Here is a 24,292-nt window from a genome sequence, read left to right as displayed (position 1 = left end):
TATGACGGGCAGGATTTATCGCATCGGGCAGATCGTCCCGAGTTCGAACACGACGATGGAAACCGAGATTCCCGCGATGTTGATGGCGCGGCAATCCGTCGAGCCGGAGCGTTTCACGTTTCATTCGAGCCGCATGCGCATGAAGAAGGTCGTGAAGGAGGAGCTTGCGGCGATGGATGCCGAGTCCGACCGATGCGCGCTGGAGCTTTCCGATGCGCGCGTGGATGTGCTCGGTTACGCGTGCCTCGTTGCGATCATGGCGATGGGGCGCGGTTATCACCGCGTGTCGCAGGAACGATTGACGCGGCATACCGCGGCGAATGGCGGCGCTGCGCCGGTCGTGACCAGTGCGGGCGCTTTGATCGATGCGTTGAAGGTGATGAACGCGAAGCGCGTCGTGGTGGTGGCGCCTTATATGAAGCCGCTGACTGAGCTTGTCGTTGATTACATTTCTAGCGAAGGGTTTGAGGTTATCGATTTTCGTGCGTTGGAGATTCCCGATAATCTCGATGTTGCGCGGCATGATCCGCGGTTGTTGCCTGCGATCGTGCAGTCGCTTCGGTATCGGGAGGCGGATGTGATCGTGCTTTCTGCCTGCGTGCAGATGCCCTCCTTGCCCGTTGTGGCGATGGTCGAGGCTTTGACCGGGAAGCCGGTTTTGACTGCCGCTGTTGCTACTACGTTTGCGATGTTGCGGGAGTTGGATCTTAGGTGTGTTGTGCCGGGGGCGGGGGCGTTGTTGTCGGGGGTTTTTTAGGTTTTTTTTGTGGAGCTTGATTTCGCGTCGGTCTATTAGCACTGCCCCTCCCCGGGGCGGGGGTAACTTTCTTTGCTGCTGCAAAGAAAGTCACCAAAGAAAGCAGCCTTCTCACCGCCCGCGGTCACACGCAGTTTGGCCATTCTTCTCGTCGGGGAACGGCCCTCGCCTAAAGAGTGCCCTCGAAGGACCAATCGGGCTTGGATCGCACACGGTCTGACAAGCCATAACTTTGAGCGCGCTGGTTCAGCACGAAATTGCTTCGGCACAGCGCTACGCGCTGCCGTGGGGTATGCAAGGGAAACCAGCGAACACGAATGCACCCGCATACCCGATTAACCCATCGGCCGCGAAGCGGGCTGGAACTTGAAATGGCTGTACCCGTACATTAAGCGGCGCGATGTGACGGACCGTGCGCGATCCAAGCCCGGTTGGTCTTGTGAGGGCACTCTTTAGGCGAGGGCCGTTCCCGGAGGAGAAAAATGGCCAAACTGCGTGTGACCGCGGGCGGTGACAAAGCTGCTTTCTTTGGTGACTTTCTTTGCAGCAGCAAAGAAAGTTACCCCCGCCCCGGGGAGGGGCAGTGCTAATAAACCGACGACAAATCAGGATTCCACACAAACAAGGAAAGCCGATGCAATCACCCCACCAACCCTACGCAGCAAACATCAACGCCAACGGCATCCGCCACCACTACCTCCGCTATGGCGAAACTAGCCGCACCTATGATCCCATCGTGCTGATCCCGGGCATAACAAGCCCAGCCATAACCTGGGGCTTTGTAGCCCAAACCCTGGGCCAGCAATTCGACACCTACATACTCGATGTCCGCGGCCGCGGCCTATCCGAAGCATCGGACACCCTCGACTACAGCCTCGACGCACAAGCCGCCGATATCATCGCGTTCATCGAAGCCATTGGCATAAAGAAAGCCAGCATCCTAGGCCACTCCATGGGCGCCCGCATCGCCATCCGCGCCGCGCGCCAAACGCAATCCATCGCGCGAATCGCGCTCATCGACCCGCCCATGTCGGGTCCGAACCGCCGCGCCTATCCCGCGCAACTCGCGTGGTACATCGATTCGATCGCGCTCGCGCGCAAAGGCATCGACAAGGAAGGCATGCGCCGCTTCTGCCCGACCTGGACCGACGCGCAATTGCAACTGCGCGCGCAATGGCTGCACACCTGCGACGAACGCGCGATCCGCACGAGCTTCGAAGGCTTCCATACCGACGACATTCACGCCGACATGCCGCACGTCCGGCAACCCGCGCTGCTGATGGCAGCAGGCCGCGGCGACGTGATCCGCGATGAAGATATCGCCGAAATACGCGATCTGATGCCCCAACTCGACGTCGTCAAAGTGCCCGGCGCAGGCCACATGATTCCGTGGGACGACGAAGCAGGTTTCTATCGCGCGCTCGGTTCGTTCTTCGGCGCACCGCTCAACTGATTACGGACGCGAACCATCATGCCTATCAGCGACTATCAACTGGTCGAAGCCTGGAAAACGGTGCTCACGCTGTCGCGCCTCGAACCCGGCCAGACCGTCACCGTACTCACGGGCGCGGCCACGCATCCGCAGACGCTCGCGTGCGCGCTGATCGCGACGCAGTCGATGGGCGCGATCGTCAACCGGCTCGACCTGCCGCCCGTCAACGGCGAACGCGCACTCTCCCGCGACGCCCTCGCCTATCTCGGCGAAACGCCGCTCACCGGCAACCGCGCGGCCATCGCCGCGTTGAAGGCGAGCGATCTCGTGCTCGATCTGATGACCCTGCTCTTCTCGCCCGAGCAGCACGAGATCCTGGCCTCGGGCACCAGGATCCTGCTCGCCGTCGAGCCGCCCGAAGTGCTCGTGCGCATGACACCCACGCTCGACGACAAAGCGCGCGTGCTCGCCGCCACGCAACGCATTCAGGGCGCGCGCGAGATGCGCGTGACGTCGCGCGCCGGCACGGATCTGCGTTGCCCGCTCGGCGAGTTTCCAGCGATTTCCGAATACGGTTTCGTCGATGAACCCGGCCGCTGGGATCACTGGCCAAGCGGCTTCGCGCTCACGTTCCCGAACGAAGGCGGTGCGAACGGCCGCATCGTGATCGATCGCGGCGACATCCTTTTGCCGCAGAAAAGCTATTGCGCGGAGCCGATCGTGCTGCGCGTCGAAGGCGGCTATGCGCGCGAAATCGAAGGCGGCGTCGATGCCGATCTCCTGCGCGAATACATGCTGTCCTTCGACGACCCCGAAGCGTTCGCGATCTCGCATATCGGCTGGGGTCTGCAAAAGCGCGCGCACTGGTCGACGCTCGGTCTCTACGATCGCGAAGCCACGCTCGGCATGGACGCGCGCGCCTTCGACGGCAACTTCCTGTTCTCGCTCGGACCGAACAACGAAGGCGGCGGCACGCGCACGACGGCATGCCACATCGACATTCCCTTGCGCCGCTGCACCGTTTCGCTCGACGGCGTGGACGTCGTGCGCGAAGGCAAAACCATCGAGGCCACACCATGAACGAAGCAATCTACACGCGCCAGGGCTTTGGCAACGCGCTCGATATCGAAGGCCGGATCGGACTTCTCATCGTCGATTTCGTGAACGGTTTCGCCGATCCGGACGTGTTCGGTGGCGGCAATATCGCGCAGGCGATCGAATGCACGGCGCCGCTGCTGCGCGCCGCGCGCGCGTCGAGGTGGCCGGTCGCGCACAGCCGCATCGTCTATGCCGACGACGACGCCGACGCGAACATCTTCTCGCTGAAAGTTCCGGGCATGCTCACGCTGAAGGAACACGCGCACAACAGCGCAATCGTGCCGCAGCTCGCGCCGGAACAGGGCGAGCTCGTCGTGCGCAAGAACGTGCCGTCGGCGTTCTTCGGCACACCGCTCGCAGCCTGGCTCGCGATGCGCGGCGTGCAGACGCTCGTCGTCGCGGGCGCAGTGACGAGCGGATGCGTGCGCGCGAGTGTCGTCGATGCGATGCAGTACGGCTTCCGGCCCGTGGTGGCGTCCGATTGCGTCGGCGATCGCGCGCTCGGACCGCACGACGCGAGCCTCTTCGATATGGCGCAGAAGTACGCCGCGGTGATGCCCTCGGATGAATTGCTCAGCCGCGCGCGTCGTTCTCCGACACGCAACTGAAGGACACCGTCGACGTCTGTTCTTCGAGCGAGCGCACGCCGCGCGTCGCTTCGGACCTGACCGCGACGCGTTGCGAGCGCTGCTTGCAATAGTCGTTGGCGGCGTCCATCGCCGCATTGCGCGCCGTCACCCACGACATGCGCGTGCCGGTCGCCTTGCCGGTGACGGTGTAGGTGTCGGGCTGCGCGCCGGCCGTGACGCCATTGGTCGTGCCGCACGCGGCAAGCAGCACGGACGATGCGAACGCGAACGCAACGGGCGCGCGCCGCAGGGAAAAGAATGATCGTAGGAATTCGAACATGCGTGTGAACCGTGAATATTTCGAGATACGGCCGAATAGTACAAGCGCCAGCAAAATCCTTCACGGATCAGAGGAAAGGCGCTATGTTTCGGGTCCGTTTCGAGCGGCGGCGAGCCTGTGCTGCGCGCCATGTCACGATCGACCGCGTGGGTGTTCCGGTGTTCCCGCTCAGGCCTGAGCAATGCGGTCCAAGAGGCGCTGCAAGCGCGAATGCTGCGCCGGTGCGAGGCCGGGCGTGGAGAGTGCCTGCACGACGCGTCCGCGCCAGTAGGTCTTGGAGAAGAGCGAATTCGCGCCTTCGAGGCTCAGCACTTGTTCGAAGTGTTCGATCGCCGAGTCGAGGTGGCGGATGCTATAGAAATGTGTGCCTGCGCCGAGGTTGTTCATGGCACGGTCCGTCTGGAAAGCGATATGTCGAATGAGGATTGGATCGATACGCGGGAGCGCGATGTCCCGCGCGTCAGGCTCGGCGGACGCGGGCGACGGTTCACCCGCGCCCGCGCCACGTTACGCCAGCGTCAGCACATGTGCTGGCCGCCATTGATCGCGATGTTCGAGCCGGTGACGAAGCCCGCATCTTCGGAGCACAGGAACGCGACGAGCGCCGCGACTTCCTCGGGCTTGCCGAGACGGCCGGCCGGAATCTGCGGAATGATCTTCGTGTCGAGAATCTCTTGCGGAATCGCTGTCACCATCTTGGTCGCGAGGTATCCCGGCGAGATCGTGTTCACCGTCACGCCCTTCTTCGCCACTTCGAGCGCGAGCGACTTCGTGAAACCGTGCATGCCGGCCTTCGCCGCCGCGTAGTTCGTCTGGCCGATCTGGCCTTTCGAGCCGTTCACCGACGAAATGTTGATGATGCGGCCCCAGCCGCGCGACACCATTTCTTCGCACACGGGCTTGGTCATGTTGAAGACCGAGTCGAGATTCGTGCGCAGCACGGCGTCCCAGTTCACCTTGGTCATCTTCTTGAAGGTCGTGTCCTGCGTGATGCCGGCGTTGTTCACGAGGATATCGATCGGGCCGACTTCGGCGCGAATTTTCGCCACGCAGTGCTGTGCGGAATCGTAATCGGCGACGTCCACGGCATACGCGCGGAAGTTGTAGCCCTTGCGGTCCAGTTCCGCGAGCCATTCGCCGGCTTTCGCGTTGCCCGGCGAATGCGTCACGACGACCGCGTAACCGGCGTCGTGCAGCTTCATGCTGATCGCTTCGCCCAGTCCGCCCATGCCGCCCGTCACCACTGCGATTCGCTTAGTCATGCTGATACTCCTCGTTGTTTCTCTCAGGTTAATGAAGCTCGGAATGCCACCGGCGCTGCCATGTTGCCTCGACGCTCGTTATGTTTTGATGTCGCGTCGAGCCGTATTTGCGCCGCGCCGGCGTACTGCTTTCGTTACGGACGCTCGAGTGCCAGCGCGACACCCATGCCGCCGCCGATGCACAGCGACGCCAGGCCCTTCTTCGCGTCGCGCTTCTGCATTTCGTGCAGCAGCGTGACGAGAATCCGGCAGCCCGATGCGCCGATCGGATGGCCGATCGCGATCGCGCCGCCGTTCACGTTGATCTTTTCCTGATCCCAGCCCATCTGCTTGTGCACCGCCAGCGCCTGCGCCGCGAACGCCTCGTTGATTTCCATCAGATCGAGATCGTTCACGCTCCAGCCCGCGCGCTCCAGACAGCGCTTCGAAGCCGGCACCGGGCCCATGCCCATGATCTTCGGCGACACGCCCGCGTTCGCGTACGCCTTGATGCGCGCGAGCGGCGTCAGACCGAGCGCCTCGGCCTTCTTCGCCGACATCACCACGACCGCCGCCGCGCCGTCGTTGATGCCCGATGCGTTCGCCGCCGTCACCGTGCCTTCCTTCGAGAACGCCGGCTTCAGGCCCGCGAGCGCTTCGGCCGTCACGCCGTGACGCACGAATTCGTCCGTGGCGAACTGGATCGGGTCGCCCTTGCGCTGCGGAATCGCGACCGGCACGATTTCGTCGTTGAAGCGGCCCGCCTTTTGCGCGGCCTCGGCCTTGTTCTGCGACAGCGCCGCGAACGCGTCCTGCTGCTCGCGCGTGATGCCGAATTCCTTGGCGACGTTTTCCGCCGTCGTGCCCATGTGATAGTTGTTATAGACGTCCCACAGGCCGTCGACGATCATCGTGTCGATGAGTTTGGCGTCGCCCATGCGGAAACCGTCACGCGAACCCGGCAGCACGTGCGGCGCGGCGCTCATGTTTTCCTGACCGCCCGCGACGACGATATCCGCATCGCCCGCGATGATCGCGTTCGCGGCGAGCATCACCGCCTTCAGGCCCGAGCCGCAGACCTTGTTGATCGTCATGCCGGGCACCATATCGGGCAAGCCGGCCTTGATCAGCGACTGGCGCGCCGGGTTCTGGCCCGAACCCGCCGCCAGCACCTGGCCCATGATCACTTCGCTCACCTGATCCGGCTTCACGCCCGCGCGCTCCAGCGCGGCCTTGATAATCGTCGCACCCAGGTCCGGCGCCGCGATCTTCGCGAGCGAACCGCCGAATTTGCCTACCGCCGTACGCGCGGCCGATACGATCACTACGTCAGTCATTTTCTATCCTCGTCAAACAGCGAAAGCGTGAGCTGGGTTTCCGTCCCGATGAGACTCGCGCGGCATGGAAAAGGCATCCATTGCGAATGGACTCGGTGAGTTCGATGAGAACCCGGGCGGATTGGTGCGCATCGTCGAATTCGGAGCGATGTCCGACCGTCGATGCATAAGCGCGCGACCACGAAAAGCGTCGCGCCGGCTATGAGATGACCTCGTCCGTGAGACAAGGTTCGCTCCGCAGAAAATATCCCGAACGGGATGCGGCGAATATGTTGCCAATTGCGTGGTCCATTTAAATGGGCCTTTAATAGAAGCTCTCAGGTTAAGCACCGGCCTTCTCTTTCGCCTGGCCGCCGCAAATCGCGCAGAAGCGATTCCACCGCGCGGGAGAACGCGCAGTCAGGGCACCAGGGCATATTGGAAGTTTTACGGTCGTGCGTGCTTGTGCGACGCATCAAATTAGTAATAATTCTAAACGGAAAAGATGTGCAAAAAATTTTCATATTAGTAGGTGAAAACCCTAGTTTCCGCAAAAGGTACCGCAACGGACGTGCCGAAAATTGCATCAATGCTCGAACACGCGTTCAATAATCATCCTATATGACGAGGAAAATTGCGCAGGTTGTATGATCAATTGACCAAATACGGGTAAGTCCGTAATACAAGCTCCCGCCCGATGCGGGGGGTTGCGCGCGTCGTGGACAAGGACGTATCCGCTGCCGGATAACAATATGCCGCAGGCGTCATTCCATATACGCGAATTAACTACTGCGTATAACCAATCTGTCTTTAACGATTATCGGTTTTTTACCTGCGTTAGCTTTGGCGTGTGACGACGTGATGAAGCCCGATGCAATTAATCGATTGGGCGGTGCTGCGACAAAATGTCATTGCCGGAAAAGAGCGGTTTCGCCCATGGAACGAAAGTCGCTCGACTGCCATTAATCAATCAAAGCGCTAAAACGAGTTTCTTGCCTTTCGCGCGCGAGCAGCACGACATCATCCGGTTGTTGGCTTGGCGCTCTCCCTTCGTCAGCACCACGTCGCGATGATCGATCTCTCCTTCGAGCACGCGCACTTCGCACGAACCGCACAAACCTTCTTCGCAATCGCTTTGCACATCGACGTTGGCGCGCCTGAGCGTCGTGAGAAGCGTCTGATCGGCTGGCACGGCGAGCACGAGTCCCGAATCCTTCAACTCGACTTCGAACGCCTGTTCCTTTTCCGCGTCCAGCGTGGCGAGTTTCGATTCGAAGTGCTCGATCTTCAGCGCGTCCTCCGGCCAGGACGCGCTCGCTTCGGCAAGCGCATCGAGCATGCGCGCGGGGCCGCAGGCGTAGACCTGCGTCCGGGCGTCCACGGCGAGCGCGGCGAAATCGTTGCGTGCGCCCTCTTCCGACACATGGAGAACGAGGCGCTCGCCGTGCAGCGCGCGCATCTCGTCGACGAGCGTCATCGACGCGCGCGAGCGGCCGCTGTAATGCACCTCGTAGTCGATGCCGAGCGTGCGCGCGCGCCGCGCCATCGCGCTGATCGGCGTGATGCCAATGCCGCCCGCGATCAGCACCAGCTTTTTCGCGGTTTCATCGAGCCGGAAGTGATTGCGCGGCCCGCGAATGCGCCAGTGCGCGCCCGGCTTCACGTTGTCGTGCACCCACGCGGAGCCGCCGCGGCTGTCGGTTTCGCGCAGCACGGCGATTTCGAAGGCGCGGCGGTCGTCGGGATCGCCGCACAGCGAATACTGACGCGACAGTCCGGTTTCGCCGCACACGACGTCGATATGCGAGCCCGCCGTCCAGCGCGGCAGATCGCGGCCGTCCGCCGATACGAGCCGCACGCGCACGATGCAATCCGCGCTGGCATCGACCGAATCGACGATCACCGCGCGGCTCACCGCGTGCGACGACGGCTCGCCGATGCGCACCACCGCGCGCGCCTCACGCACGGACGGATTCGCGCGTTCGGGATTCATCGCCGGGTCCCATTCGACGTAAAGATGCTCCGGCCCGCGAAACGACGTGTTCGGCACGTACGTGAAACACTGCTCGGCGAGCCGCATGTGCGGCAGGCGGCGCGTGAGTTCGTCGAGGAAAACCTGCATCTCCATGCGCGCGAGGTTCTTGCCCATGCACTGATGCGCGCCGTAGCCGAAGGTCAGCTGATCGCTGGCGTTTTCGCGGCGGATATCGAAGAGATCGGCGTCGGCGAACTGGTGCTGATCGTGATTCGCCGACGACGTGACGATCAACAGCTTCGAGCCCGCCGCGATCTCGATGCCGCCGATCGTCACATCCTTCGTCGCGAGCCGGCGCCACGCCGCGACCGAACCGTTGTGACGCAGACATTCCTCGACCGCGTTCGGAATGAGGCTCGGGTCTTCGCAGATATCGCGCCATGCGTGGGGATGTTGCAGCAGCAGCTTTAACGCGTTCGCCGTGGCGTTCGCCGTCGTCTCGTGCGCGGCGACAATGCCCGCCATCATCATCGAATGCAGATACGAGTCGGTCACGACGTCGGGCAGTTCCTTCTGCTTGCGAATGCCGTACTGCATCCAGCCGGGGCCGGACGGGTCTTCGCGCATCTTGTCGAGCACCTTGCCCGCGAATTGCCAGAACTTGCCGACCGCGTGCGCGACTTCGACCTGCTCTTCGGGTTTCGGCCGCCCCCACGTGTTGACCGTGTGCGCGATCGAATATTCGCGCAGCGTGTCCATGTCTTCCTCGGGCACGCCAAGAAAATGCAGCGCGACGGTGAGCGGCACTTCCCACAGCATCTGATCGACGAGATCGGCGCGGCCCTCGTCGATGAAGCGATCGACATATTCGCGTGCGAGCGCGCGCACCATCGGTTCGTGTTGCGCGAGCGCCTCGGGCGTGAACGGGTCCATCAACGCGCGGCGGCGCGGCATGTGCGCGGGCTCGTCCTCGTTGACGAGCGTGCGGTTCAGCGCGAAGCCGTAGGACGCGAGCACCGCGTTCGCCTCGGGGCCGGTCGGCGTGATTTTCTCGAGCGCGATCGACGGACTGAACGTGATGTTGTCGCGGAAGATCGCCTTGATGTCGTCGTAGCGCGTGACGATCCAGTAACCCAGTTTCGGGCTCCAGAACACGGGCTCCTGCTCGCGCGCCCAGCGCACGTATTCAGGCGGGTCTTGCTGGTAGCCGTCGCCGAAAGGGTCGAACTCGGCTGCGCGCGGACTCACCAGGCAGCCGTTCGGAGCGTGATCGTGAAAGGGGCACTGCGGCGCTGCGGCCATCTCTGTCTCCGGCTTTCTTTTTTAATGTGATGACAGTATGCAACGGCTCACCGCTTCCAGCGCCAGGGGAAGGTGCGCCCGCATCTCAAATCGGCTTGCCTTCGCTCGACGCCCAGTTCGGCATGAGCTCATTGCTCGGCAAGGTTTCGTCGATCAGTTTGCGCGCGGTCTGCCGTCCCGCGACGGGCAGGCCTTCCGGATTCAGCACGCCGATCTGCACCAGCACCGAAGCCTGGTCCCAGTAGATATGCTCGTTGTAGAGCTTGTCGCCGCGAAAACGGATGACGGCGAGCATCGGAACTTCGAAGTATTTCCCGGTCGGCGCGAGCCCCGGCAACAGCCAGTCGATCTCGCGGTCGTGCGTCGCGCAGAAAACGAACTCGTCGACGACGCGGTCCGAGCCGATCGTGCGCGACACGGGAATCAGCCTGGTGTCGGCGGGATTCGAATGGACGAAGTGATAGCGATAGAAACGCTTGAGCTGATCGTGACCGACACCGCCCGTCATCGTCGGGACGTGATTGACGTAGGGCTCGCCGACCATCGTCGGCATGACGGCGTCGACATCGCGCGTACCGAATTCGAAATAGCAGTGCTGCTCCCACAACCGATTCAGATCGAAGAGCGGGCCGAGCACCTTGCGCAGCATCGAGAGCGTGCGTGAGTAGGCCATCAACGCGGCGGGTTTGTCGTAGTGCGCGCTTTCCGGAACGATGAAACCGTTCTTCGTGTCCGGATAGACGTATCGCTCGATGTGCGGTTTGCCTGCGAGCGCGGCCTCGATGTCGCGCGGATCGTGCGCGCCGTCGCCGGAAAAATGGAAGACCATCGGGCAGCGGATCGTCGGGATATCGTCGAGCAGAGCGCGGAAGTCGCCGGCGCAATAGCAGGCGGCGCAATCGACGTCCGCCTGGCTCGCGATGCGCGTCGCGAGTTGCCCGCCGTGTCCGAAACCGATTACGCCGATCTTGCCGGCCTGCTGCGGCAACGCGCGCAAGCTATCGACGAGCGCGCCGAAATTTTCCGCCGCCACGCCGCCGGGCTTCGGGTCGTGCGAGGGAAGCCGCGGCGCGAGCACGACATAACCTTCTTCGGCGTACAGATCTGCGGTGCGCATGACGAAGTCGTCGAGGCCCGCCGTATCGTGCAGCAACACGATGCCCGGGCCGGAGCCTTGCGCGGGCTGCGTCACGTAGGCCGAAAGCGCCGCGCCATCGCGAAGCGTGATGTCGATGAACTTGCCGCTCATTGTTTGCGTCTCCTCATATATATAGAGCGAGTTGTTTTTCATACGGCGCGGGCCACGCGTTCACGACAGCAGCGTGTCGGCGAGCAGTTTCACGTTCAGCACGACGATGACGCCCGCGACCAGCCACGCCAGTGCGGCCGTCCATCGCGAGATCACGAAAACGCCCATCTTGCGGCGATCGGACACGAAGCGCACCAGCGGAATCACGGCGAATGGCAGTTGCATCGACAGAATCACCTGACTCAGCACGAGCAGTTGCGCGGTGCCCTTCTCGCCGTAAATCGCGGTCACGACGATCACCGGCACGATCGCGATCGCGCGCGTGATCAGCCGCCGCGCCCAGTTCGGAATGCGCAGGCGCAGGAATCCTTCCATTACGATCTGGCCGGCGAGTGTGGCGGTGACCGTGGAGTTCAGACCCGACGCGAGCAATGCGACCGCGAAGAGCGTCGATGCGATGCTCAAGCCCAGCAAGGGTGACAGCAGCCGGAACGCATCGCCGATTTCCGCGACGTCTTCATGCCCGCTCGCATGGAACACGGCGGCGGCGACGATCAGGATCGCCGCGTTGATGAAAAGCGCGAGCGTCAGCGCGATCGTGCTGTCGATGGTCGCCCAGCGGATCGCATCGCGCCGGGCCGCCTCCGACTTTCCGTACGCGCGTGTCTGCACGACCGACGAATGCAGATAGAGGTTGTGCGGCATGACCGTCGCGCCGAGAATGCCGATCGCCACATAGAGCATCTCGCGATCGGCGACGATGCGCGGCGACGGCACGAAGCCGCGTAGCACGTCGGCGAAAGGCGGCGCGGCGGCGACGATTTGCAAGGTGAAGCAGCCCGCGATCACGATCAGCAGCGTAATGACGAAGGCTTCGAGCAATCTGAAGCCTTTGTTCATCAGCAACAGGAGAAGGAAGGCGTCTAGCGCGGTCAGCAGCGCGCCCGCGATCAGCGGAATGCCGAAAAGCAGGTTCAGCGCGATGGCCGTGCCGATCACCTCCGCCAGATCGCATGCGATGATCGCTGTCTCGCACGCGAGCCAGAGCGCGAAGTTCACGGGCTTCGAGTAATGATCGCGGCACGCCTGGGCAAGATCGCGGCCTGTGGCAACGCCCAGCCGGACGGCAAGCGCCTGAAGCAGAATCGCCATCAGGTTCGACAGCAGGATGACGGCGAGCAGCGTGTAGCCGAAGCGCGAACCGCCGGCGAGATCGGTCGCCCAGTTGCCGGGGTCCATGTAACCGACGGAGATCATGTAGCCCGGCCCTGCGAACGCGAGGAAGCGGCGGATCCATCGGCCGCCCGATGGCACATGCACCGACGCGTACACCTCCGGGAGGCTCGGGCGGAACGCGTCGTCCTGCTCGGGCGGTTTCGAAGCGGGGCGTACAGGATCAAGCATCGGCTCGTTTCTCCTGCGGAGTGCGGGCGGTGGGCGTGCTGAAAATATGCGCCGGGCCGCATGAACATTCAAGCGCGCCTGCAATCTGCGCTTCAAAGACGAAGCTTCATGCTGATAATTCGACTTATCAGGTGTAGCGATTTTTCTTGTCAAATTCGAAGGTGGTTGATAACCTTGCCGCAAATCGTTGATAAGAAAGGATAAATGGAAGCGCCCGCCAGTCGTTCGAGCGACGCGAATCTCGCGAATCCGTCTCTACGCGGCCCTGGCCGCCTCACGCGTCAGCATTTCGCGCTGTATCGCGGCTATCTCGACGGGGTGTCGGAGACGCAACTGCATGCATCGTATGGCGATGCCAGCGCGGACGTCCGCACCACGCGACGCCTGATCGACGCCTTGCGCGACACGCTCTCGGTCCTTGCCCGGCGCGCCCGCGATACGGAAGCCGCTCACCTGCTGCGGCTTCGCCCGGGCAGCATTCCCCTTTTCGATCCGCCGCCCGCCGCGGCAGCGCCCACGCTCGACGACTTCCGCGAAAACATCGATCCGGACGGCGTCTACGGCGAGTCCGAACTGCTCGCGCTTTATGAGGAGGCGTATCCGCCGCAAAGCTCTCCCGCGCTGGACCGGCGCGCCACGCGCAATGCGCGGCTGCGCCGCCGGCAGGCCGAGGCGCTTGCGCGGATGGAGGCCTCGCTCGCTCAGGACCCGCGCCTGGATCATCCGGTCGACGGCTGGTTCGAGGCAGCCGTCACGGCGCGGCTCGCGTCGGCGGGACTGACGACGCTTGCGGATGTCATCGAGTTGATCGAACAGCGCGGACATCGCTGGCACACGGCCGTGCCGCGGCTCGGGCCGAAGGGCGCGCAACGGATCGTCGGCTGGCTGCAACTGCACGGTCAGGCGCTCGGACACGCGCTATCGCAACGCGCCTTGTTGCCGAGGCGGCAATGGCGAGCCGAGGATTTATCGACGTCACATACGCAGCCGATCGAGAAAGGCGCGGCGCTCGCCATCGCGCCGCTCGAAGTGCTGCGCGTTCCCGCCGCGCTAGATGGCTCCAAAGGGTCGAATCGCCGCGACGCGGAGATGTCGTTCGAAACCGATATTCGTGCCATTTTTGCCTGGCTCGATGCGCGCTCGAGCAGTGTTCACACGCGACGTGCGTATCGGCGGGAGGCCGAGCGGCTGTTGCTGTGGGCCTTGGTGGAGAAAGGCAAGCCGCTTTCATCGCTGGATGGCGGAGATTGCGCCGAGTACATCAACGCATTTCTCGCGGATCCGACTCCGCGGCCGCGCTGGGTCGCGGCTCATCGCGGCGAGCGATGCCTCGCGAACTGGCGTCCGTTCGCCGGCCCGCTGTCCGATCGGAGCCGGGAAACGGCGCGTTCCATATTGAGCGCGCTGTGTGAATGGCTGGTCGAAGCAGGCTATCTCGGAGTTAACCCGTTCGCGGGACTTTCGCGTGTGGCGGCCCCGCCCGTGTTCGATTCGGCGGCACGGACGCTCGACCTTGAACAGTGGTCGTTCGTGCTGCGGTCGGTCGAGCGAGCGGAATATTCGTTCGCCGAGCATCGCGACAGATTGGCGCTCGTGCTGGCATACGCCACGGGCCTGCGGCGCGCCGAACTCGCCGCTGCGACCACCTGCGCGCTCAGCGTCGGGCGGCTGTCCGGCATCGAGGGCCCGGTCTGGCGTCTCGCGGTCGGTCAGGGGCGCGGATCGGCGCGCACGGTGCTGTTGCCGCCGGCGGTCGTGGAGGCGCTTAGCGAAAACCTCGTGTTGCGCGGCCTTTCGGCTCCGCTGGACTGCGCGGAAGGCACGCCGATTCTGGCTCAGGCGCGCGGCGGCCAGCCGTTAACGCCCGACGGCGTCGGCAAAATCTTCAAGAACGTTTTCGCCAACGCGGCTGCGTTGGTGGAATCAAGGACGCCTGGCGGCGGCCGGCATCTGAAACGCGCCAGCACGCACTGGCTGCGTCACACCCACTCTACCCACGCACTCGGGCACGGGGCGGATTTGCGGGAAGTCAGCGCCGGACTGGGTCATGCCGACCTATCGACCACCTCGCTCTATCTCAAAAGTGAGGACGCGGGCCGTCTTCTCGGTGTCGAAACGCTGATTCGAAGCGCTTCGATGACTCGGAAAATCACGGACCCGACGTAGTTTCGCGTTTACACGAACGAAAAGCGTTGTAAAAATGCCCGGCAGGGGCGCTCAAGTACTTCAGAGTTTACTTGAGGTTTACCGGTTCGCCGTTTATTCTTCGGTTTGCAGCTTGTTTTCCACAAACCGAATAATTTTCTGCTTACCCAGGCCCGCCAGTGACTGCGAATTCCATGCTAAGCGCTCGGCTTCCCGAAGTCGATCAATCCGTTTCGATCGAAACGCTCTTGGGAGTGGCCGCCCAAGCCACTGACATCCTCAATCAGATCCGCGATGCAATGCTGGAACCGTATCCGCGCAAGAGCGCGCCGACGTTTACCAGCGCGCAGGTCGCCTCGCTTTGCGGCGTCGACAAGCAGCGGTTCCAGTATCTGACGACCAAAGGCGATTTGCCGGCGGGAACCTCGAAAGGCGCAGGCCGCAGCAAGGAGTTCACGCTGGAGGAAGCGCTCGTCTGGATTCGATCGACGAAAGAGCGCACGCGTCGGCCGGAAGGCAAACGCGGCCGGATCGTGACCATCGCGAACTTCAAGGGCGGCGTGGCCAAGACGACCACCGCCGTCTCGGCCGCGCAGGCGTTGACGCTGCTCGGACGCAGGGTGCTCGTCATCGACTGCGATCCGCAAGGCACGACCACGCAGCTCTGCGGATGGGCGCCCGACGCCGAAATCTCCGACGACCAGACGCTTCTCCCGCTGATTTACGGCGATCAGACGACGCTGCACTACGCGGTGCAGGAAACGTACTGGCACAACCTCGATCTCATTCCGGCGTCGTCGTCGCTTTTCGACGCCGAGTTCGAGATTCCCGCGAAGGTGCTAAACGACAGCACCTTCGAATTCTGGGAAATCGTCCGCAAAGGCCTGATGCCGCTCACGGACGAATACGACGCGATCGTCATCGACACGCCTCCGGCGCTGAGCTATCTGACCATCAACGCGCTGCTCGCGTCGGATGCGATCTTGCTGCCCTGCCCGCCCGAGGCGCTCGACTTCGCCAGCTCGACGCAGTTCTGGCACCTTTTTGCCGATATCGCGAAGAAGCTGCCGGGCGTGCTGGAGCAGAAGCGCTTCGATTTCGTCAACGTGATCATGACCAAAGCCAAGTCGGATGACGTCTCGCGCGTTGTGCGCGGCTGGCTTCAGAAAGCGTATGGCGATCGCGTGCTGCCATTCGAGATTCCGGAGTCGACGGTACCGAAGGGCGCGTCGGCGCAATTATCGACGGTCTACGACTTGTCGAAACCGGACGGCAGCACGGCCGCATACAACCGATTCAAAGAGCCGCTCGACCGGCTCGCCGAACACCTCGACGCGCAGTTCGTACGCGCGTGGAATCAGACGGAGGCGTAAATGGGCATCGGGGACAGACTCCTCGCCAAGACAGCGAACATCGGCAATAAACCCAGCGAGCCCTCACAAGCGCGTCCGATGAATACCGAACCGCGCACGTCGCCGGGACGGCTGATGGATGCGCAGCATCGCATCAACACCGCTCAGGCGCGCATCAAAGAGCTCGAATCTCAGCTTGAGGAACGCGCGGCGCTCGAAGTGCCGCTCGACGCGCTCGTTGAAGTGAACGGCCGGCGCCGAAAGCTGACTGCCGAGCAGTTTCAGGAATTGAAGAGCAATCTCGCCCAGCACGCCCTTGCCACGCCGATTCTCGTTCGCGGGCTTTCGGAAGGGCGCTATGAGATCGTCGCCGGACATAACCGCGTGGCGGCTTACCGGGAACTTGGGCGAACGACGATTCGGGCGAATGTTGCGTCGATCGAGGAAGGCGAGATCGAATTCGCTGCGTTCTTTTCGAACCTGCTTTCGCCATCGCTCACGGACTTCGAGAAGTATTGGAACTTCAAACGCCTGCAGGAACTGAGCGGACTTTCCCGAAGCGAGATCTCGGAGAGCGCTGGACTAAGCAAGAGTCACGTCACGCGGATCTTCTCGTTCGACGCATTACCGGACGCTGCCAAGATCGCGCTCGCAGAACGACCGGAACGTCTGGGGAGCAACGCGGCACAGAAACTGGCCGCACTCACGGAAGCAGGAAAGTCGGAGAAGGTGATCGAAGCGGTTCGCCGGCTGATCGACGACGAAAACTTCACGCAAGACAGGGCTGTTGCTCTGGCAGCCGAGAAGCCGAAGGTTGCGGCGCCGAGCGCAACCGTCGTCCGATCGGGAAGAAGGAAGGTCTGCGAGATATCGACTCGGAACGGCGTAGTGGGTGTCCGTTTCTTCGAGAAAGATGCGACTGATGCGGAGCAGTGGGGTCAGCGAATCGCCGACTTCATCAACAAAACGTTGAGCGAAGCGGAGCAAAACTGAGACTCTAGTAGGTTTTTCTTTTAAATCAACAACTTAACAAAACATCAGTAAGTGGTTGATTGGAGTATCTAGTAGAACTTCTTTTGAAATCAACGACTTGTCTTAACGTCACTGCCAGGAACGCTATGTAACGAACACGCTGCACAAAGACAAAAGCCTTCGGCGCCAACCGAAGGCTTTTGAATATCGGGCTTAACTGCTTATCGCCCGGTCCGCTTCCCGACGCCAATCGGGTCACGAGTACACATCTCGAAGTTTAGCGGAACGCGATCGGCAGTCAAGCGTTTGTCTTCCATTTCTCGAAATGGACGTACTTGACATGCGTATCGCGCAACATTCCGTTGCAGGCGAGGCGGTTTTTCGCCCTCAAACTTCCGAAGCGCCCTCTACCGACGACGATCAGCAGGCGCTCGATGAATATGCCTGTGATCGGTCGAATCTTCCGTGGGTGATTTTTCGCGCTGCCCATCGCGCGACCCACACCTCCGCCCTGCCCGCGCGCGCTCGTGCGTTGCTTGCCGCCTTGGCTCGCACCGTCGATGCGGCTCGCCCCTACGCTCCGATTTTCGCCCGTCGCGAATTGCTTACCGGTCGCGCCCAGCAATCGATGCGCACGTTCTATCGCGGTCTGGACGATCTCGAAGCTGCCGGATTTATCACCCGGCCGCCTCAGACTCGCTATGGTCAGGCAGGCTTGTTCGGACGCGCGTATCTCCATCTGACGCCGAAGGCCGCCGCGCTGCTCGGTCTCATCGAGTCTCAAGGCGCCATCGAGAGCACGCCCGCCGCTTCGCAGGAAGACGCGAATCAGACGGCAACGCCCATTTCTTGCGCCCATCCGTCTGTCACGGTGGCAGACCGCGCTATATATAAGGATCTAATCCCTGAAACTCAAAAGAGACAACCAGGACGCCTCCCCGCCGACCTCAAGCGTCTGTTGCCTCTGGGCTTTCGTGAATTCCTGATCTTCAAACTCATGCGCGAAGCCAAGCTTCACGGCAAACTGCTGTCCGACGTTGTCGAAGCAAGTTGGACTCATCTGAGTCGCGCGAAACACCCAATCAGCTACCTTCGAACGCTTTTGCGTGCTCCGGTCGATTTCGCCTATCGCCTGCGGAGCCAACGCAATGCGCTCGAACGCGAGCAGGAACAACGCCTTCGCTCACAGCGCACTGAAGACGCGATTGCCAAGCTCAGCGGCCAATCCTTTGCCAGTCGCGACGGACTTCGGCGCTATCGCATTTCCGATGACCGCGGCTCCATCACGATCCAGCATCGCGACGAGTCGAAGCCGCGCGTTCACGCTGGTGCCTGGGCGCAGGATTTCGTGGCAGCGCTTGATGCGGGGCACGTCGTCCCCGCTGCTCATGCGCCTTACGCTAGCGACGCTGAGCACGATCTCGCGAGCACGGTAGCGCCGACGCCACAACCTTCGCGTCCTTTCGAACGTAGCGGCAACGTCGAAGCCCACCTGAGCGATCTCAAACGCATTCTTCGCTTGAAGCTGGCAGGTGTCGCCCCCACTATGAAACTCAGAGACGTTGCAGCGCCGCCCACGCCAGAACGATTGCGCCCGCCGCTGCTTAGTACGCTCTTGAAGGCGATACCAGATGCGTTACCAGGCATGTCCCCCGTTTTGCGCGCGTTCCATGCGCGAGACTAGACGAAACATGAACATCTTCTTCGATCAGTCTCGCGCAACCAACGCAAACGGAAAACTTTTGAAAAACCTGCTGCGTCGCAGCAAACGCTGGTATACTCTAAGGTTGCGCCTTATTGGGCGATTGGAAAACGCAAACCGCGTCCGAAAGGCGGTCTGCGTGCTTTGCTCGATGCGATTTTCAGCAAGCCGTCCGTGGTCGAAGCTGTCATCGATATCATCGCGAGCCGTTACGCTCGCTCCCGGGGATCTGTCGTCGCCGAGCAAACCTGTCGAGGAGAAAGTATGGCAAGTTTTGATCGGGAAGATTCGGAGCTGGACGTCGTCGCGCCGGCGCGCAAAGCACCGGGCCGGCGAGCGAACAAAGGGAAGGGCCAGACCGGCACGATGCAGCCCGATGTCGCAATGACCGCAGAGCAGAATGAAGAGCGTCAGCGCCAGATGCGCGCGCTCATTCAGTTGGGCAAGGAACGCGGCTACCTGACGCACGCCGAGATCAACGACCACCTGCCGGATAACTTCGCCGAAACCGCGGCGATGGAAACGGTCGTCGCCACGTTCAACGACATGGGCGTCGCGGTCTACGAGCAAGCGCCCGATGCGGAAACGCTGCTGCTGAGCGATAACGCCCCGAGCGTGGTCACGGACGAGCAATCGGACGAAGAAGCGGAAAACGCGTTGTCCACCGTCGATTCCGAATTCGGCCGCACGACCGACCCGGTGCGCATGTATATGCGCGAAATGGGCGCGACCGAACTGCTCACGCGGGCTGGCGAGATCGCCATTGCGAAGCGCATCGAAGATGGTCTGCACGAAATGATCCAGGCGATCGCGGCGTGCCCGTCCACAGTCGCGACGATTCTCAACGACTCCGCTCTGGTCGAATCGGGCGAGCTCAAGATCGACGAACTGGTCGACGGCCTGAAGGAAGACGACACGGAGGAAGCCGAAATTTCGGCCCCCGAAACGAACGACTCGACCGATGTCGATACGGACACCGACGAATCCGACAGCGACGAAGATGACGACGACGATCTCGACGGCGGCGATTCGGCTGCGTCGAACGAGGCGCGTTTGAAGCAACTGAAGGCCGATTGCCTCGAAATCTTCGCACGCGTGCGCGAACTCGCGGAACAGGCAAGCAATCCTAAGGGATCGGGCGCGGTTGCCACGAAGGCCATCGAAAAGGCGCGCGCTGAAATCCAGCGCGAACTCGGTTCGATCCGCTTCACGGCGAAGACCATTGACCGTCTCTGTGCGGACGTGCAGCAGCAAGTCGCCCAAGTGCGCGACATCGAGCGCCGCATCTTGCAAATCGCAGTGGATCGTTGCGGCATGCCGCGTGAGAAGTTCGTCGAATCCTTCGTGGGTCACGAAACCGATCTCGAGTGGACTACGCGCGCGGCTGCGAGTGCCAAGAATTACGGCGCGTCGCTCGAGCGCAGCTTGCCGGCGATTCAGGCCGAGCAGCAAAAGCTCATCGACATCGAAGGCGTCGTCGAGATGCCGCTCAAGCAACTGAAGCAGATCAACCGTCAAATGACGGCTGCCGAGCTGAAGATGCGCCAAGCCAAGCGCGAGATGATCGAAGCGAACCTGCGTCTGGTCATTTCGATCGCCAAGAAGTACGTCAACCGCGGCATGCAGTTCCTGGATCTGATTCAGGAAGGCAACATCGGTCTGATGAAGGCGGTGGACAAGTTCGAATATCGCCGTGGCTGGAAGTTCTCGACGTATGCGACGTGGTGGGTGCGTCAGGCCGTAACGCGTTCGCTCGCCGATCAGGCGCGCACGATCCGCGTGCCGGTTCACATGATCGAAACGATCAACAAGCTGAACCGCATCTCGCGCGAGATTTTGCAGCAGACGGGCCAGGAAGCGCATCCGTCGGTGCTCGCCGAGCGCATGGAAATGCCGGAGGAGAAGATTCGCGGCATTCTCAAGATCGCGAAGCAGCCGGTTTCGCTCGAAACGCCGGTCGGTGAAGATGCCGACGCAACGCTTGGCGACATGATCGAAGATCAGGGCGCCGCTTCGCCGGCGGACGCCGCGGTGCATGCGAACATGCGTGCCGCGATCGACGATGCGCTCAACGCGCTGTCGCCGCGCGAGGCAAAGGTGTTGCGTATGCGCTTTGGCATCGACACGGCTTCGGATTACACGCTCGAAGAACTGGGCAAGCAGTTCGACGTGACGCGCGAGCGTATCCGCCAGATCGAAAGCAAGGCGATGCGCAAGCTCATGCATCCGAGCCGCGCCGACAAGCTGCGTCCGTTCCTGGATCGCTGATCCTTTGCGTTGCCGTCGCCCGAATGCACGTTCGGGCGCACTGGATAACGCGTGCCGCCTGCTTGGGCGGCACGCGTTTTTTTATGTCCGCGCGAAGCGCTAGCCGTGCTTCGCGCCTGGCATCGCGCAAACCTGCAGCGCGGCGATCGCCTTGTTCGCGAGCGTGAGCGTTTCCTCGCAGGCGAGACGATCGCGAAAGATCGAGCATCCGCCGCCCGCGTTGACGCGCGCCACCGCGTTGCGAATCTTGTCGAGCGCCGATTGCGGCGATCCCGTATCTCTGATGATCGACGCGATGTCGAACGCGCTGCCCGCGTCGGTTTCGACGTAGCCGGGGCATTGCGTTTGCGCGTGCGCCGCCGCGCAGATCAGCCCGATGGCGGCGATGGCGGGAAACCGCCGCGGCCGAACGGCGCGAACGGGATGTCCATCGGAAGGGAAAAAGGAGGGAAGGGCATTCATGGCGTCACCACGGTCGAGATTCGCATCGAAGAACGCGGGCGGCGCGCGGATTGGCGGCGGCTGACATGCGTGCGTACTTGTCCACAGATTTCTTGGACAAGCATGTGGATATCCCGGGCATCATTGCGGCAACGCATTGATGCGTAACGCATTTCAACCGGCGTGCGAAATTCGCGCGCTGCTTCGGCTTTTATTCTGAACCGGTTCTGCGATTGGCGTCGGGCGCGAGAAAACCGCCGTATCGGAATAGACTCGCGTCCGCCGACCGTCAACGCCCGGATTACCCCCGCTTCGGAATATCAAGCCCCCGCTGCACGGCGGGCCGCGCAAGAAACGCATCGAGCGCGCGCTCCACGTTCCTGAACTCGTGAAAATCCACGATCTCGCGCGCTTCATAAAAGCCGATGAGATTGCGCACCCACGGGAACGTCGCGATATCGGCGATGCTGTATTCGTCGCCCATGATCCAGTCGCGCCCGTCGAGGCGCTTGTCGAGCACGCCCAGCAGCCGCTTCGATTCGGCCACGTAGCGCGCGCGCGGACGCTTGTCCTCGAATTCCTTGCCGGCGAACTTATTGAAGAAGCCGACCTGCCCGAACATCGGGCCGATGCCGCCCATCTGGAACATCAGCCATTGCAGTGTTTCATAGCGCTTCGCGATATCGGCGGGCATGAGCTGGCCGCTTTTCGCCGCGAGATAGACGAGAATCGCGCCCGATTCGAACAGCGGCAGCGGCTCGCCGTTGGGCCCGTCCGGATCGATGATCGCGGGAATCTTGTTGTTCGGATTGAGCGACAAAAACTCATCCGACATCTGGTCGTTCGCATCGAAGCGCACGAGATGCGGCTCGTACGGCAAGCCGGTTTCCTCGAGCGTGATCGACACTTTCACGCCGTTGGGCGTCGGCAGCGAGTAGAGCTGAATGCGCTCGGGATGCTGAGCGGGCCACTTCTTCGTGATCGGAAAATCGGACAGAATGGTCATGTAAGGTCCTCAAAGGTCGAATCGCCGAATATAACGATTTCACCGGTTGCCTGCCCCGAAGACATCACGAGGCGCGGTGTCATCCCGCCATCTGGACAAAAGAAAAGATTGAGGGATCTCGTACAGACGCCGCGTGTCGAACGGCAGAACCTGTCATTGCCTCGACTACAAAACAGGTTGTAGGAATCGCCGGATGAGTACGAGGATTGCGCGAAGCGCCAAGGTCAAGAAGTCAATCAACACATAAGAAGCCAAGCCCTTGCGGTTTGATGCAGCGCCTGCGCGACGTGCGGGCCGGTTCGCTGGCTCGCTTATTGCATCGGAGGAGATGCCCGTGCATCCCTGCCGGCCTTACGAACCGTTGGTTTTGACGCTGCCATGAAAACCGCTCCTCTCGCAACGCTCACCGCATTCGCTGCCGTGGTCGGGGGACTGCTGCCCAGCCTGTGCGACGCGACACCGCTCGAAAGTCAACTCGACTGCAAGTCCAGCGCGCACCGATTTATCGCGCCGCTCGTGGCGAGCAAGTCCATCAACGCGCAGCCGATGCGCGTCGAAACCAATTCCGTGAACGCTTTCAAGCCGACGCAGGGCAGCGAGCTCACGGCCTACGGCTTTCGCGTCTACGCCGTGCTGGGCTACGAGCACGGCGACGACATGTTCAAGCGCGGCAGCGGCCAGCCGATCAACGATTCCGCGTACGGCGTCGTGGTGGTCGGCGCGGCGGAAACGGTGGAGGCGAAGGTGCGCGAATCGGGCAGCACGGCGGTCGTGAAGCAGGTCGTGCCGATGGTCATGACCGCCGTCTTCTGCGACGGCAGCGGCCCGCGTGAGACGACGACGGCGGGGCCGGTCACGACGGAAGCGTCGCGCAGTCGCTGAATCTTCGTCGATAATGTTCTCCCGATCGAGCGCGCAAGTGTCGCGCTCGGCACAACAGGAGAACGCAAACATGTCCGACGCAGCCAACCAGTCTCAACGAATCGCCATCGTCACCGGAGCGGGCAGCGGCATCGGCCGCGCGGCGGCGCTGGCTCTGCTCGGCGACGGCTGGTCGGTCGTGCTGGCCGGGCGGCGTCCCGCGCCGCTCGAAGCCGTCATCGATGAATCTAACGCCGGCGATCGCGCGCTCGCCGTGCCGACCGACGTCGCCGATCCGCAATCGGTCGAAAAACTGTTCAGCGCGGCGGTCGCGCGCTTTGGCCGCGTCGATCTGCTGTTCAACAACGCGGGCGTGTCGAACCCGCCCGGACCGTTCGAAGACTGGACGCCCGAGCAATGGCGCAATGTCGTCGATATCAATCTCAACGGCATGTTCTATTGCCTGCAGCAGGCTTTCCGCACGATGAAGGCGCAATCGCCGATGGGCGGGCGCATCATCAACAACGGCTCGATTTCCGCGACGGCGCCGCGCCCGAATTCGGCCGCTTACACTTCGACGAAACACGCGGTCGAAGGGCTGACGAAATCCGCGTCGCTCGATGGCCGCAAGTACGACATCGCGGTCGGTCAGATCGATGTCGGCAACGCGTTCACCGAGCTTTCGCAGCGCATGTCGAAGGGCGTGCCGCAGGCGAACGGCGAGATCGCCATCGAGCCGATGATGGACGTGAAAATCGTCGGCCAGTCGGTGCTGTATATGGCGAATCTGCCGCTCGACGCCAACGTGCTTTTCCACACCGTGATGGCGACGAAGATGCCGTTCGTCGGCCGCGGCTGAGCT

Annotated in this window: 20 protein-coding genes; 11 read left to right on the top strand and 9 right to left on the bottom strand. The window is 62.2% G+C overall.

Annotated elements, in window-relative coordinates; all coding sequences use genetic code 11:
- Nucleotide 1 precedes the first annotated feature (1 nt).
- From LY284_RS27815 to LY284_RS27800, 4 genes are all read left to right on the top strand, one after another.
- The gene (locus tag LY284_RS27815) at nt 2-757 is read left to right on the top strand and encodes an Asp/Glu racemase (RefSeq protein ID WP_304503015.1); all 756 of its coding nucleotides are present in this window, start codon (nt 2-4) and stop codon (nt 755-757) included.
- 634 nt (nt 758-1,391) lie between these two features.
- Nucleotides 1,392-2,210, top strand: a complete 819-nt coding sequence (locus LY284_RS27810) for an alpha/beta fold hydrolase (protein ID WP_233391033.1) — start codon at nt 1,392-1,394, stop codon at nt 2,208-2,210.
- Between the two features lie 18 nt (nt 2,211-2,228).
- The gene (locus LY284_RS27805; protein WP_233389394.1) at nt 2,229-3,269 is read left to right on the top strand and encodes a 2,5-dihydroxypyridine 5,6-dioxygenase; all 1,041 of its coding nucleotides are present in this window, start codon (nt 2,229-2,231) and stop codon (nt 3,267-3,269) included.
- The gene (locus tag LY284_RS27800) at nt 3,266-3,895 is read left to right on the top strand and encodes an isochorismatase family protein (RefSeq protein ID WP_233389392.1); all 630 of its coding nucleotides are present in this window, start codon (nt 3,266-3,268) and stop codon (nt 3,893-3,895) included. The genes LY284_RS27805 and LY284_RS27800 overlap by 4 nt, the downstream gene beginning before the upstream one ends.
- Here the strand turns inward: LY284_RS27800 and LY284_RS27795 are convergent.
- From LY284_RS27795 to LY284_RS27765, 7 genes are all read right to left on the bottom strand, one after another.
- Nucleotides 3,861-4,196 (bottom strand): hypothetical protein, encoded by a 336-nt coding sequence (locus LY284_RS27795; protein ID WP_050878630.1) that lies wholly within the window; start codon nt 4,194-4,196, stop codon nt 3,861-3,863. The genes LY284_RS27800 and LY284_RS27795 overlap by 35 nt on opposite strands.
- A gap of 168 nt (nt 4,197-4,364) precedes the next feature.
- A complete protein-coding gene (locus LY284_RS27790) occupies nt 4,365-4,583 on the bottom strand; it encodes a hypothetical protein (RefSeq protein ID WP_014252897.1) in 219 nt (72 codons plus the stop codon).
- Between the two features lie 131 nt (nt 4,584-4,714).
- The gene (phbB, locus tag LY284_RS27785) at nt 4,715-5,458 is read right to left on the bottom strand and encodes an acetoacetyl-CoA reductase (RefSeq protein WP_014252898.1); all 744 of its coding nucleotides are present in this window, start codon (nt 5,456-5,458) and stop codon (nt 4,715-4,717) included.
- 134 nt (nt 5,459-5,592) lie between these two features.
- Complete coding sequence (locus LY284_RS27780; RefSeq protein ID WP_014252899.1) at nt 5,593-6,774, bottom strand: acetyl-CoA C-acetyltransferase; 1,182 nt, start codon at nt 6,772-6,774, stop codon at nt 5,593-5,595.
- Nucleotides 6,775-7,723: 949 nt separating this feature from the next.
- On the bottom strand, nt 7,724-10,030 hold the full coding sequence (locus tag LY284_RS27775; RefSeq protein WP_233389390.1) for a cytochrome P450/oxidoreductase: 2,307 nt from the start codon (nt 10,028-10,030) through the stop codon (nt 7,724-7,726).
- Between the two features lie 85 nt (nt 10,031-10,115).
- A complete protein-coding gene (locus LY284_RS27770; RefSeq protein WP_233389388.1) occupies nt 10,116-11,279 on the bottom strand; it encodes an alpha/beta fold hydrolase in 1,164 nt (387 codons plus the stop codon).
- Nucleotides 11,280-11,339: 60 nt separating this feature from the next.
- Nucleotides 11,340-12,683, bottom strand: a complete 1,344-nt coding sequence (locus LY284_RS27765) for an Nramp family divalent metal transporter (protein WP_233389386.1) — start codon at nt 12,681-12,683, stop codon at nt 11,340-11,342.
- Between the two features lie 204 nt (nt 12,684-12,887).
- Between LY284_RS27765 and LY284_RS27760 the strand changes: the two genes are divergently transcribed.
- The 5 genes from LY284_RS27760 (at nt 12,888) to rpoD (ending at nt 21,122) form a co-directional block, all read left to right on the top strand.
- On the top strand, nt 12,888-14,849 hold the full coding sequence (locus LY284_RS27760) for a phage integrase family protein (RefSeq protein ID WP_233389384.1): 1,962 nt from the start codon (nt 12,888-12,890) through the stop codon (nt 14,847-14,849).
- Between the two features lie 173 nt (nt 14,850-15,022).
- Entirely contained in the window at nt 15,023-16,201 is a 1,179-nt protein-coding gene (locus tag LY284_RS27755; RefSeq protein WP_233389382.1) for a ParA family protein, read from the top strand.
- Nucleotides 16,202-17,173 carry a ParB/RepB/Spo0J family partition protein gene (locus LY284_RS27750; RefSeq protein ID WP_233389379.1) on the top strand — a complete coding sequence of 324 codons (972 nt, stop codon included), beginning with the start codon at nt 16,202-16,204 and terminating at the stop codon, nt 17,171-17,173.
- 319 nt (nt 17,174-17,492) lie between these two features.
- On the top strand, nt 17,493-18,836 hold the full coding sequence (locus LY284_RS27745) for a replication protein O (RefSeq protein WP_233389377.1): 1,344 nt from the start codon (nt 17,493-17,495) through the stop codon (nt 18,834-18,836).
- Nucleotides 18,837-19,118: 282 nt separating this feature from the next.
- Nucleotides 19,119-21,122 carry an RNA polymerase sigma factor RpoD gene (rpoD, locus tag LY284_RS27740; RefSeq protein WP_233389375.1) on the top strand — a complete coding sequence of 668 codons (2,004 nt, stop codon included), beginning with the start codon at nt 19,119-19,121 and terminating at the stop codon, nt 21,120-21,122.
- A 99-nt stretch (nt 21,123-21,221) separates the two neighbouring features.
- On the opposite strand, the gene LY284_RS27735 is transcribed toward rpoD, so the two are convergent.
- Nucleotides 21,222-21,584 carry a hypothetical protein gene (locus LY284_RS27735; RefSeq protein ID WP_014252908.1) on the bottom strand — a complete coding sequence of 121 codons (363 nt, stop codon included), beginning with the start codon at nt 21,582-21,584 and terminating at the stop codon, nt 21,222-21,224.
- Nucleotides 21,585-21,864: 280 nt separating this feature from the next.
- The gene (locus tag LY284_RS27730) at nt 21,865-22,569 is read right to left on the bottom strand and encodes a glutathione S-transferase N-terminal domain-containing protein (RefSeq protein WP_014252909.1); all 705 of its coding nucleotides are present in this window, start codon (nt 22,567-22,569) and stop codon (nt 21,865-21,867) included.
- 378 nt (nt 22,570-22,947) lie between these two features.
- On the opposite strand from LY284_RS27730, the gene LY284_RS27725 reads away from it, so the two are divergent.
- Together LY284_RS27725 and LY284_RS27720 are read left to right on the top strand one after the other, a co-directional pair.
- A complete protein-coding gene (locus LY284_RS27725; RefSeq protein ID WP_233389373.1) occupies nt 22,948-23,451 on the top strand; it encodes a hypothetical protein in 504 nt (167 codons plus the stop codon).
- Nucleotides 23,452-23,521: 70 nt separating this feature from the next.
- Nucleotides 23,522-24,289 (top strand): SDR family oxidoreductase, encoded by a 768-nt coding sequence (locus tag LY284_RS27720; RefSeq protein WP_045461907.1) that lies wholly within the window; start codon nt 23,522-23,524, stop codon nt 24,287-24,289.
- The last annotated feature ends 3 nt before the right edge of the window (nt 24,290-24,292 follow it).

The organism is Caballeronia sp. PC1 (genome assembly GCF_021353155.1).
Classification (GTDB): Bacteria; Pseudomonadota; Gammaproteobacteria; order Burkholderiales; family Burkholderiaceae; genus Caballeronia; species Caballeronia cordobensis.
This window is presented reverse-complemented; position numbering and strand designations above follow the sequence as displayed.